At 61.7% G+C, this 13,026-nt stretch carries 9 protein-coding genes; 6 read left to right on the plus strand and 3 right to left on the minus strand.

The window, feature by feature from the left end:
- Nucleotide 1 precedes the first annotated feature (1 nt).
- The 6 genes from AC0L2A_RS13270 (at nt 2) to AC0L2A_RS13295 (ending at nt 8,848) form a co-directional block, all read left to right on the plus strand.
- The gene (locus AC0L2A_RS13270; protein WP_091591324.1) at nt 2–895 is read left to right on the plus strand and encodes a carbohydrate ABC transporter permease; all 894 of its coding nucleotides are present in this window, start codon (nt 2–4) and stop codon (nt 893–895) included.
- 312 nt (nt 896–1,207) lie between these two features.
- A complete protein-coding gene (locus AC0L2A_RS13275) occupies nt 1,208–1,951 on the plus strand; it encodes a competence/damage-inducible protein A (RefSeq protein ID WP_473519595.1) in 744 nt (247 codons plus the stop codon).
- A gap of 216 nt (nt 1,952–2,167) precedes the next feature.
- Nucleotides 2,168–3,001 carry a universal stress protein gene (locus AC0L2A_RS13280; RefSeq protein ID WP_473609185.1) on the plus strand — a complete coding sequence of 278 codons (834 nt, stop codon included), beginning with the start codon at nt 2,168–2,170 and terminating at the stop codon, nt 2,999–3,001.
- A 146-nt stretch (nt 3,002–3,147) separates the two neighbouring features.
- The gene (gene gpt, locus AC0L2A_RS13285) at nt 3,148–3,648 is read left to right on the plus strand and encodes a xanthine phosphoribosyltransferase (protein WP_023798205.1); all 501 of its coding nucleotides are present in this window, start codon (nt 3,148–3,150) and stop codon (nt 3,646–3,648) included.
- Between the two features lie 216 nt (nt 3,649–3,864).
- Nucleotides 3,865–4,353, plus strand: coding sequence for an NUDIX hydrolase (locus AC0L2A_RS13290; RefSeq protein ID WP_473609186.1), 489 nt, complete (start codon nt 3,865–3,867; stop codon nt 4,351–4,353).
- A gap of 712 nt (nt 4,354–5,065) precedes the next feature.
- A complete protein-coding gene (locus tag AC0L2A_RS13295) occupies nt 5,066–8,848 on the plus strand; it encodes a vitamin B12-dependent ribonucleotide reductase (protein WP_473609187.1) in 3,783 nt (1,260 codons plus the stop codon).
- 268 nt (nt 8,849–9,116) lie between these two features.
- Here the strand turns inward: AC0L2A_RS13295 and AC0L2A_RS13300 are convergent, their stop codons facing one another.
- The 3 genes from AC0L2A_RS13300 to AC0L2A_RS13310 form a co-directional block, all read right to left on the minus strand.
- Nucleotides 9,117–9,890, minus strand: coding sequence for a glycine-rich domain-containing protein (locus AC0L2A_RS13300; RefSeq protein WP_473609188.1), 774 nt, complete (start codon nt 9,888–9,890; stop codon nt 9,117–9,119).
- A 318-nt stretch (nt 9,891–10,208) separates the two neighbouring features.
- Nucleotides 10,209–10,604: a lysozyme inhibitor LprI family protein gene (locus AC0L2A_RS13305; RefSeq protein WP_473519592.1), complete on the minus strand. Its 396-nt coding sequence runs from the start codon at nt 10,602–10,604 to the stop codon at nt 10,209–10,211.
- Between the two features lie 161 nt (nt 10,605–10,765).
- Nucleotides 10,766–12,964, minus strand: a complete 2,199-nt coding sequence (locus AC0L2A_RS13310) for an esterase-like activity of phytase family protein (protein WP_473609190.1) — start codon at nt 12,962–12,964, stop codon at nt 10,766–10,768.
- Nucleotides 12,965–13,026: the final 62 nt, after the last annotated feature.

Below are 13,026 nucleotides of genomic sequence, written 5' to 3' on the forward strand. Positions count from 1 at the left end.
CATGGCCACGATCAAAAAAACGAAACGTCCGGAACTCGACGAAGGCGGCATGGGCTACCTTCAGAGCCTGCCGCGGCGCGTGGTGACGGTCTATCTGCCGTTGCTGGTGTTCGTCATCGTGCTGTTGTTCCCGTTCTACTGGATGACGATCACGGCGATCAAACCCAACCTCGAGATGACCGACTACGCCAATTTCAATCCATTATGGGTCGTGCATCCGACCTTCGAGCACATCCGCTATCTCTTGTTCGATACGTCCTATCCGGGCTGGCTGCTCAACACGATCATCATCTCCACCGCCGCCACGTTCCTGTCGCTGCTGGCTGCGGTGTTCGCGGCCTATGCGATCGAACGGCTGCGGTTTTCCGGGGCGCGGCAGGTCGGGCTGGCGATCTTCCTCGCCTATCTCGTGCCGCCGTCGATCCTGTTCATCCCGCTGTCGGTGATGGTGTTCAACCTTGGGCTTTACGACACCCCGTTCGCGCTCATCCTCACCTACCCGACCTTCCTGGTGCCTTTCTGCACTTGGCTGCTGATGGGTTACTTCCGTTCGATCCCGTTCGAACTGGAGGAATGCGCGCTCATCGACGGGGCGAGCCGCTGGCAGATCCTCATGAAGATCGTGCTGCCGCTGTCGGTGCCCGGCCTGATTTCCGCCGGCATCTTCGCATTCACCCTGTCATGGAACGAATTCATCTATGCGCTGACGTTCATCCAGTCGTCCGAAAACAAGACTGTGCCGGTCGGGGTGCTCACGGAGCTTGTCCGCTCCGACGTCTACGAGTGGGGAGCGCTGATGGCCGGAGCCCTGATCGGCTCGCTGCCGGTGGTGGTGCTCTATTCGTTCTTCGTCGAGCACTACGTTTCCTCGATGACCGGAGCGGTGAAGGAATAGCGCCCTGCGGGGCGCCTTCTCCCTTCTCCCCCTTGTGGGAGAAGGTGGCCGAGCGAAGCTCGGTCGGATGAGGGGTGTTCCAGCTTGGCACCAACAGCACTCCGTCCAACACCCCTCAACCGTCTTGGCGCTGCGCGCCAATCCACCTTCTCCCACAAGAAGGGGAGAAGGAAGAAGAGGCGCATTGCCGCCAACCATCCGCCGCGTTATCTCAGGCGACCCTGTCTGCCCAGGCGACCCTGTCTGCCCAGGCGACCCTGTCTGCCTCAGGCGACCTGCCTGCCTAACGCGACCTTCTGCCGGAGCCTGCCAATGCCCGAAATCGTCACCGCCGCCATGCTCGTCATCGGCGACGAGATTCTGTCCGGCCGCACCAAGGACAAGAATATCGGCCACCTCGCCGACATCATGACGGCGATCGGCATCGACCTTAAGGAGGTGCGCATCGTTGCCGACGAGGAAGACGAGATCGTCGCCGCAGTGAACGCCCTGCGTGCCCGCTACACCTATGTCTTCACCACCGGCGGCATCGGCCCGACGCATGACGACATCACCGCGGATGCCATTGCCAAGGCGTTCGGCGTGCCCTGCGACTACGACGCCAAAGCCTATGCCATGCTGGAAGCGAGCTACGCGGCGCGCGGCATCGAATACACCGAGGCGCGCAAGCGCATGGCGCGGATGCCGCGCGGTGCCGACCATATCGACAATCCGGTGTCGATCGCGCCGGGCTTTCGCATCGGCAACGTCCATGTCATGGCCGGCGTGCCGGCGATTTTCCAGGCGATGCTCGACAATGTGGTGCCGACGCTGAAGGCCGGCACCAAAATGCTGTCGGCCACTGTGCACTGTCCGTTCGGCGAAGGCCTGGTCGGCGGACCGCTGGGCGACATCCAGAAGGCACACCCGGACACGATCATCGGCTCCTACCCGAAATATGGCGACGGCAAGTTCTGGACCGAGCTGGTCGTCCGTGCCCGCAGCCAGCAAGCGCTGGACGCCGCCCGCGCCGAGGTCGAAGCGATGGTCGCAGGCCTCACCAGCGCGGCCAGTTGATCTAAAGCGCGTCGCGTCAGAGACGATCCATGCGACCCGCTTTAACTTTCTTGTCTGTATGCACGGCGCGATCCCAAATCCGCTGCGCACCCTCGTGCCCAAAGTATGCTTTTGGGCGACATGCATTAGCCCGTATCCGGGTTAGCCGGAACCAAGCATGGTGCAGTGACGTTTCATGCGGGCGCGTTTCGATCGCCCGTGAATTGAGGGGTTACCATGCGATTCAAGACCATCGTCGCCATACTGCAGAACGAACAGGATGCGGAGCGCGTGCTCGAATGCGCCATTCCGCTTGCCGACAAGTTCGAGAGCCATCTCATCGGCATCCATGCCGAAGCGCTTCCCGTCCCCTACACCTCGGCCACCGGCTTTCCCGACACCGAGTTCCTGCAGGTCTCCGCCGACATGAACAAGGAGCGTGCTGAAAAATTGCGGGCGGTTTTCCTCAGGCATGTCGAAGAGTCCGGCCTTTCCTTCGAGTGGCGCAGCCTCGAGAGCTTTTCAGGAGACAGCGCGCTGACCGGCATCCCAACCGTGCGCACCGCGGACCTGATCATCGCCGCGCAGCGCGAGACGGGCGGCGATCCGAGCGCCGACGTCGACACGCTGGTCTACGACGCCGGCCGGCCGGTACTGGTCGTGCCGCACTCAGGCCCGCTCATCACCAGCTTCAAGCATGTGCTGCTCGCCTGGAACGGCAGCAAGGAGGCGGCGCGCGCCGCCTTCGACGCCCGGCCCGTCATCATCGAGGCCGAAAGAACCGATATTGTCGTCATCGACCCGCCGGATACGCTCGACGAGGCCCCGGAGGCGGCCGGCGCCGAAATCGCCGCCGCCCTGTCCAGGCATGGCGCCACGGTCAGCGTCTCGGTGCTGCAATCGGCCGGCCACTCGGTCGACGAGGTGATCCAGACCAGGGTTGCCGAAACTGGCGCCGACCTGCTCGTGCTCGGCGCCTACAGCCATTCCTGGCTGCGCCAGCTGCTGTTCGGCGGCGTCACCCGCACGGTGCTGCGCACCCTGCCGGTGGCAGCTTTCCTGTCGCGGTAAATCGACCAGCGGCAAGTCCACAGGCGGCAAGTCCACAGGGATCGCTTGCCGCCGCCCTTGCCAAAGCCAAGGCTTTCCAGTTATTTCCGCGCGCATTCCTTCAGGTGCCTGCGCGCGTTTTTCGCGCGCAGCGGAGTGCGCGAAAAATGTCCCTTCCCGAAAAGGCCTTTCCCGTCTCCTGGGATCAGTTCCACCGCGACGCGCGTGCGCTCGCCTGGCGGCTTGCCGGCGCCAACAAAGGCCAATGGAAGGCGATCGTCTGCATCACCCGCGGCGGCCTGGTGCCGGCCGCCATCATATCGCGTGAACTCGGCATCCGGGTCATCGAGACGGTTTGCGTCGCCTCCTATCACGACTATGCCAGCCAGGGGCAGTTGCAGGTGCTGAAGGAGGTCACGCCGGCACTGCTCGCCGATGACGGCGCCGGCGTATTGATCATCGACGACCTGACAGACACCGGCAAGACCGCGGGCATCGTCCGCGCCATGATGCCCAAGGCGCATTTCGCCACCGTCTACGCCAAGCCGAAAGGCAGGCCGCTGGTCGACACCTTCGTCACCGAGGTCAGCCAGGACACCTGGATCTATTTTCCGTGGGACATGGGCTTCACCTACCAGAAGCCGATCGCCGACGACCACGCCGGCTGATTCGCGGCAGCTGCTTTTTCTCCTCCCGGAACATACCGGCGCGACCTTCTTGCCGGCGCACTTCTTGAAAGAGTGCCGCGGCGCACGATATTCCTGAATCGACGTCTCGTGTGTGGTTAATTCGTGCGTATGAGGTTTTTTACTTTTATTGCTTATGATTAGCCGTAAGATTCACGAGACGGCAAGTGATTCTGGAGGCTGGGGCAAGCTTCTCCGATGTTGACGAGGCCAGTAACGCACAACCATTTGGCCGAAAGGGTCCAGCGGCTCTTCGGCACAGTGCCGTGCCGTCTGCAGGTTGCAGCATTGCCCTGGCGCGATACCGGGCATGGCGTCGAGATCATGCTGATCACCAGCCGCGATACCGGCCGCTGGGTGCTTCCCAAGGGCTGGCCCGAGGCCAAGGAACTGCTTTGCGAAGCGGCGGCGCGCGAGGCCGGCGAGGAAGCCGGACTGCGCGGCACGGTCTCCCACCACGAAGCCGGCCGCTACTTCTATGCCAAGGCATTGGCTTCCGGCGAGGAGGTGCCTTGCGAGGTTTTGGTGTTTCCGCTGCGGGTCGACAAGATCGCCGACCGTTGGAAGGAAAAGCGGTCGCGCACCCGCAAATGGGTCAGCCCCGCCGAGGCCGTGCGCATGGTCAACGAGCCGGACCTTGGCCAGATCATCGCCTATTTCTGCGCCGCCCCGCACCAGTTCTCCTGAGCAAGCATAGACTCACCGGCCAAAGCCGCGCACCTGCCGCGCATCACCGGCGATGTTCTTTGGCAAAGGGAATCGATTTGGCCACTCCAGCTTTGGCATGCCTTATCGCGGACGATTGCCTGCGCGTGGACTAAAATCGAAACCCTCCGCGCCACTTCTATCCCCGTTATCCACATATGTGACACACAAGATGTTGGGGTCACAAAAGCCACGCAAACGAATCCTTGACGGCGCAAAACGAGTCGCCTTTTATAGGTCATGCGCTCCTGTTGAGAGCGCGACCGGAAAGTTTTGAGCCCGGTCTTTTTTCCCGGATTATGTGCGTTTGGCCGCATTTCCGCCCTGGCTACGGGGCCGGCGGAGGCGTCGGGATTTTGGGGTTTTTTGGGGACGAAAGGGAAAAATGTCGGACTGGAATAAATTGTCTGTTAATACTATATTTAGTGTTTGCAGGTAGGTTCGACGCTAGATAATGTGAAGTTCCCTCGATTGAGGGAGTCGCAAAAAAGTTTCAGTCTTGAGGGACCCGCAGGGTCCGTCGGCGCGTTGGACGGCTACTTCGCAAGGAGTTCGACCAGCAGGGCGGGCGGAGCTTCGTGAAAAGGAGCCGGCCGTTTTCGAACGCCGGCAGACGGCGGACATGCGCGTTTCGCGATGGGGGCAGAAATCCCCTGGGAAAGGCGCTATATCTAGACACAAAGGGATAGGACCAATGCGCATCGAGCGTCGTTTCACCAAGCAAGGGCTAGCAGGTCAAGAACGGGCGGCTTATGCGGAGATCGAATTCCGCAAGGCGCTTTCGGAGATCAAAAATCCGGATGGCTCGGTGGTGTTCCGCTTGGACAATATCGATGTGCCGGCGCAGTTCAGCCAGGTTGCCGCCGACATCCTGGCGCAGAAATATTTCCGCAAGGCCGGCGTGCCGGCACGGCTGAAGAAGGTCGAGGAGAATGACGTCCCTTCCTTCCTGTGGCGCTCCGTCGCCGACGAGGCCGAACTGGCAAAACTGCCCGAGGCTGAGCGCTACGGCTCCGAGATCGACGCCCGCCAGGTTTTCGACCGGCTCGCCGGCACCTGGACCTATTGGGGCTGGAAGGGCGGCTACTTCAAATCGGAGGAAGACGCGCGCGCCTTCCGCGACGAGCTCGCCTACATGCTGGCCACCCAGCGCGTTGCGCCGAACTCGCCGCAATGGTTCAACACCGGCCTGCACTGGGCCTATGGCATCGACGGCCCGAGCCAGGGCCACTTCTATGTCGACCCGTTCACCGGCAAGCTGACCAAGTCGAAGTCTTCTTACGAGCATCCGCAGCCGCATGCCTGCTTCATCCAGGGCGTGCAGGACGATCTCGTCAACGAAGGCGGCATCATGGATTTGTGGGTGCGTGAAGCGCGCCTGTTCAAATACGGCTCCGGCACCGGCTCCAACTTCTCGTTCCTGCGCGGCGAGGGCGAAAAACTGTCCGGCGGCGGCCGTTCGTCCGGCCTGATGAGCTTCCTCAAGATCGGCGACCGCGCGGCGGGCGCCATCAAGTCGGGCGGCACGACGCGCCGCGCTGCAAAGATGGTCATCGTCGACGCCGACCATCCCGATGTCGAGGAATTCATCGACTGGAAGGTCAATGAAGAGCAGAAGGTCGCCTCGCTGGTCACCGGCTCGAAGATCGTCAAGAAGCACCTCGAAGCGATCATGAAGGCCTGCATCAACTGCGAAGGCCAGGACGACGATTGCTTCGACCCGGCGATCAACACCGCGCTGAAGCGTGAAATCAAGCTGGCCAAGAAGGACGGGGTGCCGGAGAATTACATCTACCGCGTCATCCAGTTCGCCAGGCAGGGCTACACCTCGATGTCGTTCAAGACCTACGACACCGACTGGGATTCGGACGCCTACCTCACCGTTTCGGGCCAGAACTCCAACAATTCGGTCTCGCTGAAGGACGATTTCCTGCGCGCCGTGGAGCAGGACGGCGACTGGCACCTTACCGCCCGCAAGGACGGCAAGGTGCTGAAGACGCTGAAGGCCAGGGATCTGTGGGAAAAGATCGGCTATGCCGCCTGGGCGTCGGCCGACCCGGGCCTGCACTTCAACACGACGATGAACGACTGGCACACCTGCGCCGCCGCCGGTGCGATCCGGGCGTCCAACCCGTGCTCGGAATACATGTTCCTCGACGACACCGCCTGCAACCTGGCCTCGATCAACCTGCTGCCCTATCGCAACGCCGACGGCACCATCGACATCGCTGCCTACGAACACACGGTTCGGCTGTGGACCATGGTGCTGGAAATTTCCGTCATGATGGCGCAGTTCCCGTCGAAGGAGATCGCCAAGCTCTCCTACGAATACCGCACGCTCGGCCTCGGCTACGCCAATATTGGCGGCCTGCTGATGACATCGGGCATTCCCTATGATTCCGACGAGGGCCGCGCCATCTGCGCAGCGCTCACCGCCATCATGACCGGCACGGCCTATGCCACCTCGGCCGAAATGGCCGCCGAACTCGGCGCCTTCCCCGATTACGACCGCAATGCCCAGAACATGCTGCGTGTCATGCGCAACCATCGCCGCGCCGCCTATGGCGACAGGGACGGCTACGAGAAACTCGCCGTCAACCCGGTGCCGCTGGTCGCCTCCGACCTGAAGCAGCCGGAGCTTGCCGCCCATGCCAAGGCTGCCTGGGACCGCGCCATCGAGCTCGGCGAGGAGCATGGCTACCGCAATGCGCAGGCGACCGTGATCGCGCCGACCGGCACGATCGGCCTGGTCATGGATTGCGACACCACCGGCATCGAGCCCGATTTCGCACTGGTGAAATTCAAGAAGCTGGCCGGCGGCGGCTATTTCAAGATCATCAACCGCGCCGTCCCTGAAGCGCTGCGCACGCTCGGCTATTCGGAAAGCCAGATCGCCGAGATCGAGGCCTATGCGGTCGGCCACGGCAACCTCAACCAGGCGCCTGCCATCAACCCCGGCTCGCTTAGGGCAAAGGGTTTTACCGACGACAAGATCGCGGCACTTAACGCCGCGTTGAAGTCGGCCTTCGACATCAAGTTCGTCTTCAACCAGTGGACGCTGGGTGCCGACTGGGTGAAGGAGACGTTTGGCTTCACCGACGAGCAGCTCAACGATTTCTCGTTCGAGATGCTGCCGGCGCTCGGCTTCTCGAAGAAGGACATCGAGGCCGCCAACATCCATGTCTGCGGGGCGATGACTCTCGAGGGAGCACCATTTCTGAAAGACCAGCATCTGCCGGTGTTCGACTGCGCCAGCCCGTGCGGCAAGATCGGCAAGCGTTCACTGTCGATCAACAGCCACATCCAGATGATGGCGGCAGCGCAGCCCTTCATCTCCGGCGCCATTTCCAAGACCATCAACATGCCGAACGACGCGACGGTGGAAGACGCCAAGGGCGCCTACATGCTGTCGTGGAAGCTGGCGCTGAAGGCCAACGCGCTCTATCGCGACGGCTCGAAACTCTCGCAGCCGCTCAATGCCTCGCTGCTTGCCGACGTCGAAGACGACGAGGACGATGCCGTCGAGCAGCTGATCGCCGCACCTGCTTCACAGCGCGCCGTGCAGGTGACCGAAAAGATCGTCGAACGCGTCGTCGAACGCCTCTATCGCGACCGCGAAAAGCTGCCGAACCGTCGCAAGGGCTATACCCAGAAAGCGGTCGTCGGCGGCCACAAGGTCTATCTGCGCACCGGCGAATTCGACGACGGTCGCCTTGGCGAGATCTTCATCGACATGCACAAGGAAGGTGCGGCCTTCCGGGCGATGATGAACAACTTTGCCATCGCCATCTCGCTCGGCCTGCAATATGGCGTGCCGCTCGAGGAATATGTCGAAGCCTTCACCTTCACCAAATTCGAGCCGGCCGGCATGGTGCAGGGCAACGACGCGATCAAGAACGCCACGTCGATCCTCGACTACGTGTTCCGCGAGCTTGCCGTGTCCTATCTTGCCCGCCACGACCTCGCCCATGTCGACCAGTCGGACTTCGACAAGACCGCACTCGGCCGCGGCATCAACGAAGGCAAGGCGACACCGTTCTCGAAGGGCCTGACCCGCGGCGTCTCGCCGGTCAAGCTGGTATCGGGCATGGGTGCCGACCCCAAGGGGTTCGGCGGTTCAAGTCCCTCTCCCGCCCCCACTCGCTCGGCGCCGACGGCGTTCTCAGGCTCCAACGTGCTGGCGCTGAAGCCGGCCAGCGACGAAGCGATCGCCTATAAGCGAGACTACGAGGAGCGGGCGAAGGAACTGGTCGAGGATATCGTCTACGAGGAGGCAACCGACCCGACTGGGCTGTTCACCGACGAGGCCGCGAAAGAAGCGGCCGAGGCCAAGGCGCTTGCCGCTACAAGGCGTCAGCAATCCCTTATGCAGGGCTACACTGGCAACGAATGCTCCGAATGCCACAATTTTACGATGGTGCGGAACGGCACGTGCGAGAAGTGCGACACCTGTGGAAGTACAAGTGGATGCTCGTGATACTAATGCTACTTGCGAGGTGGACCTTAAGGAATGTCCCTAGACACCCGTTTGAGTCCTCCCGCGACTTAAGCTGAGTCCTTCCCCTGGGCGCTTCCCTCGCGCCCAGGGCTTCTATTTTGAAGAGAGCCGACGCGAGGCTCCGGCCTCGATCCGGCCTCAAAGCCCGCTAAGCGGGGGGAAGGCTGCATCACATAGGGACGGCCATAGCAGACGTCAGGAGTCCGGAAGAATGGCAGGGGCAGCAGACATTCCTGCCCGAAACTGCTCATTCACCGCCGCCGCACCCGCCGCCGCAGCCATCACCGCCTCCCCCGCCGCCGCAGCCTCCGCTATTAGCGTTCCGTCTGTCTCTTCGCGGCCGCCCGACCGGAAGCAGGCGCGTAAGGGCGACGAATGCCGCCATTCCGACAATCAACATCCACGCGGACGAATTCCAATCGAGACTCCATCCTGCCCACAAAACGAAGAAGGCATAGAAGGCAGCGGTGCCGAGTTGGCTCTTCGTGACATATGGCAGCCGCGATGTCTCGACGGCCGTGCGTCGCTCGGCGTCCCCGAAGCGAATCTGTTCGCCCGGCCAGATGTCGGACGGCGGCATGGTGCCGAATTCTTCCTGATACCGTTCCTTCGTTCGCCTGTAGCAATCGTGGAATTTGGAGTTTTCAGCAGCACCGCCTTCGGTCGGTTCGTGATGGATATCCCTGCCCAGCACGCCACGGCAGAAATTGTCCCAGTAGCTGCGGGTGTACACGAGGTGCAGGTGCCAGGCTTCATCGACTTCCTGCGAAGGGGTCAGCATCTCGTCAGAGACGCACATCAGGTAGACGAATTTTTTATATTCTTCGACGACACGCTGCGCAAACTCCGGCGGCCAGCCATTTTCTCGGGCAAGCCTGGCCGAGAAGGGCAGATTGATGTCGGGTTGATCGAAATTGTAGCCTTCAATGCGATGCCAGAGATTGAGGTCGCTTGGTCCGCTCATCTGCCCTCTCATCGACGGTGGAACGACAATAACTATAGCACATTCTGTGGAGTGCACCGGCGGGGTACGTGTTTGCGTCTCTCTAGCTGCGCATCATTGTAATCGACCACTCCCCAACAGAGGGGCGGACAGTGAACCCAAGACTCGCGTCGCCCGCCGATACGGACGAGGGAAAACCAAGAGCCAAGACGATTGCCGCCGGCAGGGCGAATTTGTTGCGTCTGATGGTTTCCCTATTCGTTATCGAAATCACTGAATGACCATTGTTTTCAGTTCCTGAAGCCTTTGGTCGTAAACCGAGTTCAGGCACTCTTTGTTGGCTCCGCAGCCGTTGCGGTCTGTAAGCCAGATCTGTTGGACACCCAGGATGCGTTTTCAGAGTTCCGGCTCGACGTTGTCGCGAATCCAGAAATATATCGAGTTCATTGCTCGATCTTTCGCCCAGATGCTTTCGTCGTCGCACATTGCCAGTTCTGATGGCGTGGTAGCCTTTGAGCAGGCGTAGCTCGGACCATGGATGCCAGTCGGCTGCCCTTGACTTCTCAAATGAGCCTCCGTCTTGATGCACACCAGCAACGGCCCTTTCGTATTGATTTCAGCCTTCGCCTCTTCAAGCATGGCCGTCCAGATGCCGACCCACGCGTCGTTCCCGGCGATGGCCTGTCCTGTCTTGATTGCATCCATGTGGGCGCTCAACGACGTCGGCATCCATTTGAAGGTATCCGGCGCACCGGGATCGTAGAATGCCATAAGACACGAAGCGGTCAGCATAGACGTCAACCCGCCGCGCATGTCGCCAACGAAAACAGCCGCAGCGAAGATTCTGCGGCTGTTGTCGGATTGTCCGTCAGGCAGAAGTCGAGCGGCCGAAACGACCCCACCCCGATCCGCTTCGCGGATCGACCCTCCCCTCAAGGGGGAGGGAAACACCCTCAGTTCACGGCGCTGATGTTGCCCAGGCGTAAAAACAGGGTTTCGCCGGAAGAATCGTCGACGCCGTCATTGTCGGTGGCGACGAAGATATCGCCGTTCTTGTCGATGGTGAAACCTTCGACCTTGTCGATGACATAGCCGTTGGTGGCTGATTTCAGGTCGCCGACGATGTCGCGCACCAGCGTCTTTTCGACCAACGGCAGGTCGCCACCAAGCTTGGCCGGTTTGAAGGCGTCGAGCGCCACCGAATAGATGCGCTTCACCTTGGCCAGGTCGCCGATCTGGTTGTCGCGTTCGAGGATGTAGAGCTTGCTGTCATGCGTGGTGATCTCCGACAGGCCCATCCAGCCAGCTTCGGTCGCTTCGAGCGGGTAGCGCACCGCCGACCATTCCTTGGCCTTCGGCTTGTAGGCCAAAAGCTTGACCTGGCCCTTCGCATCGTCGGCCCATTCGCGTTGCACGGCCATCACCAGCGCCAGGTCGTCGCCTTCGCCGATCGCGGTGATGCCTTCGAGACCGAAGCGGCTCTGGTGGGCGAGCAGTTCCATCGGGAAGCCGATTTCCTGCTTGATCTCGCCCTTGTCGTCGACGCGCAGGATGGCGTGCGGGACGAGCTTTGCCGGATCTCCTTCATTGGCCAGCCAGAAGCCGCCTTCACCGTCGGCGACAAGACCCTCGATGTCGATCTTCTGTGCAGGATGGCCATCACGCGTGACGATGGTCTTGCCGGTGATCAGCGCCGGCGTCTGGGTGGCATCGATCTCGAAGATCGAAGGCGCGTTGGCGTAGAAAGAGTCCGAGGCAGCGAACAGCTTGCCGGCAGCGTCGCCGGCCGCGAGCGCCGAAAGCGCGCCCCAGCCGAGCGGCGTCCCGTCTGCCGTGGGCTTTGCCGTGATCATCGGGTAAGCGGCGGGGCCTTCGGAGCGCTCGTAGATCATCACGTGCGAGCGGGCGAGCCCGTCCTCGACCAGGTCGGCCTCGTTGGCGGTGACCAGGAGATTGCGCGACGGGATCGCGACCAGGCCTTCCGGGCCGATGCCGGACGGCAGGATCTGGACAAACCCTGGCTCCGCACCCGTGTCCTTGTAGACGCCGACAACCGAGCCACGCTCCGAAGCGACGAAAATCAGCCTGTCCTCGCCGAACGTGCCGGTCTCGAGACCTTCCGGCTCGACGCCCTTCTTGTTGCGGTCGTCGGGATAATGGCCGGCATTGGCGACTTGGTACTCGAAGGACGAACCGGATTCGTAGAGCACCTCGCCCTTCTTGCTGAAGATCGTGAAACCGCGCGAGCCGCCCTTGTAGTCGCCTTCGTTGGCGGCGGCGAGGCGGTCATTGTCGAGCCATTTCACGGCGTCGGGCTCGCGCGCGACGTTTTCGATCCTGCCATCGAACGACAAGGCGCCGTTCTTCCTGGTGTCGATATTGTCCAGAGTGGCCGAGCCTGCGGAGAAGTGCGTGACGATCGCGCCGGTTTCGGCGTTGACGATGGCGATGTCGTTGTTTTCCTGCAGCGTGACCGCTATCTCACCGGCCTCGTTGAAGGCGACGAATTCCGGCTCCGGATCTTCCCCAGCGACTTCGGCAATGCCCGCCAGGTTGACTGTCTTCATCGTCGCGCAATCAGGCTGGCCTTCGGCAAGCGTGAAGATCCTGAGGTCGCCCGCCGGCATCTGCGGAATTTCTCCGTCGCTCAGATCCTCGTCGCGCTCGTTCTCGATGGCGATGGCCAAAAACTTGCCGTCCTTGCTGAACGCCAGCGAGTCCGGCTGGCCGCCGAGGTCGCAGGTGCTTTCGATCGCCTTGGAGGCAAGATCGATAACGCTGAGGTTGCCCGAAGGCCTGGCTTTGCTTTCCGACGTGTTGACGCCGGCCAGCACCTTGCCGCCGATGACCACAACCGAGGTCGGCTCGCCTGATATCTTGACGATGCCGCCGGCCTTGGGCGCCTTGGGATCGGCGATGTCGATGAAGCCGACCGCACCGAGCGGGCTATCGGAATAAACCAGCGTCATGCCGTCTTCGCTCGCCGTGATGATCTCGGACGAAGTCGGCGTGGTCTTCTCGACATCCGCCGGGAGGTTTCCGGCCACCGCGAAGCTAGCGACCCGGTTGAACATCATGTCGGCATGGGCCGGCAGCGAAACCGAGGCAGCAAGCGCTGCCGTCAGGACGAAAAGCGCGGAATGGCGGGGCACGGGTGGCGTCTCCTGTTCGAATGGAAGCCACCTGATTTGCGGGAACGACATTTCAAAGCGAT

This window comes from Mesorhizobium sp. WSM4844, assembly GCF_055811775.1.

Coding starts and splice junctions, on each gene's coding strand:
- AC0L2A_RS13270 (WP_091591324.1), top strand. CDS start 2: ATGGCCACGATCAAAAAAACGAAACGTCCGGAACTCGACGAAGGCGGC.
- AC0L2A_RS13275 (WP_473519595.1), top strand. CDS start 1,208: ATGCCCGAAATCGTCACCGCCGCCATGCTCGTCATCGGCGACGAGATT.
- AC0L2A_RS13280 (WP_473609185.1), top strand. CDS start 2,168: ATGCGATTCAAGACCATCGTCGCCATACTGCAGAACGAACAGGATGCG.
- gpt (WP_023798205.1), top strand. CDS start 3,148: ATGTCCCTTCCCGAAAAGGCCTTTCCCGTCTCCTGGGATCAGTTCCAC.
- AC0L2A_RS13290 (WP_473609186.1), top strand. CDS start 3,865: ATGTTGACGAGGCCAGTAACGCACAACCATTTGGCCGAAAGGGTCCAG.
- AC0L2A_RS13295 (WP_473609187.1), top strand. CDS start 5,066: ATGCGCATCGAGCGTCGTTTCACCAAGCAAGGGCTAGCAGGTCAAGAA.
- AC0L2A_RS13305 (WP_473519592.1), bottom strand. CDS start 10,604: ATGCTGACCGCTTCGTGTCTTATGGCATTCTACGATCCCGGTGCGCCG.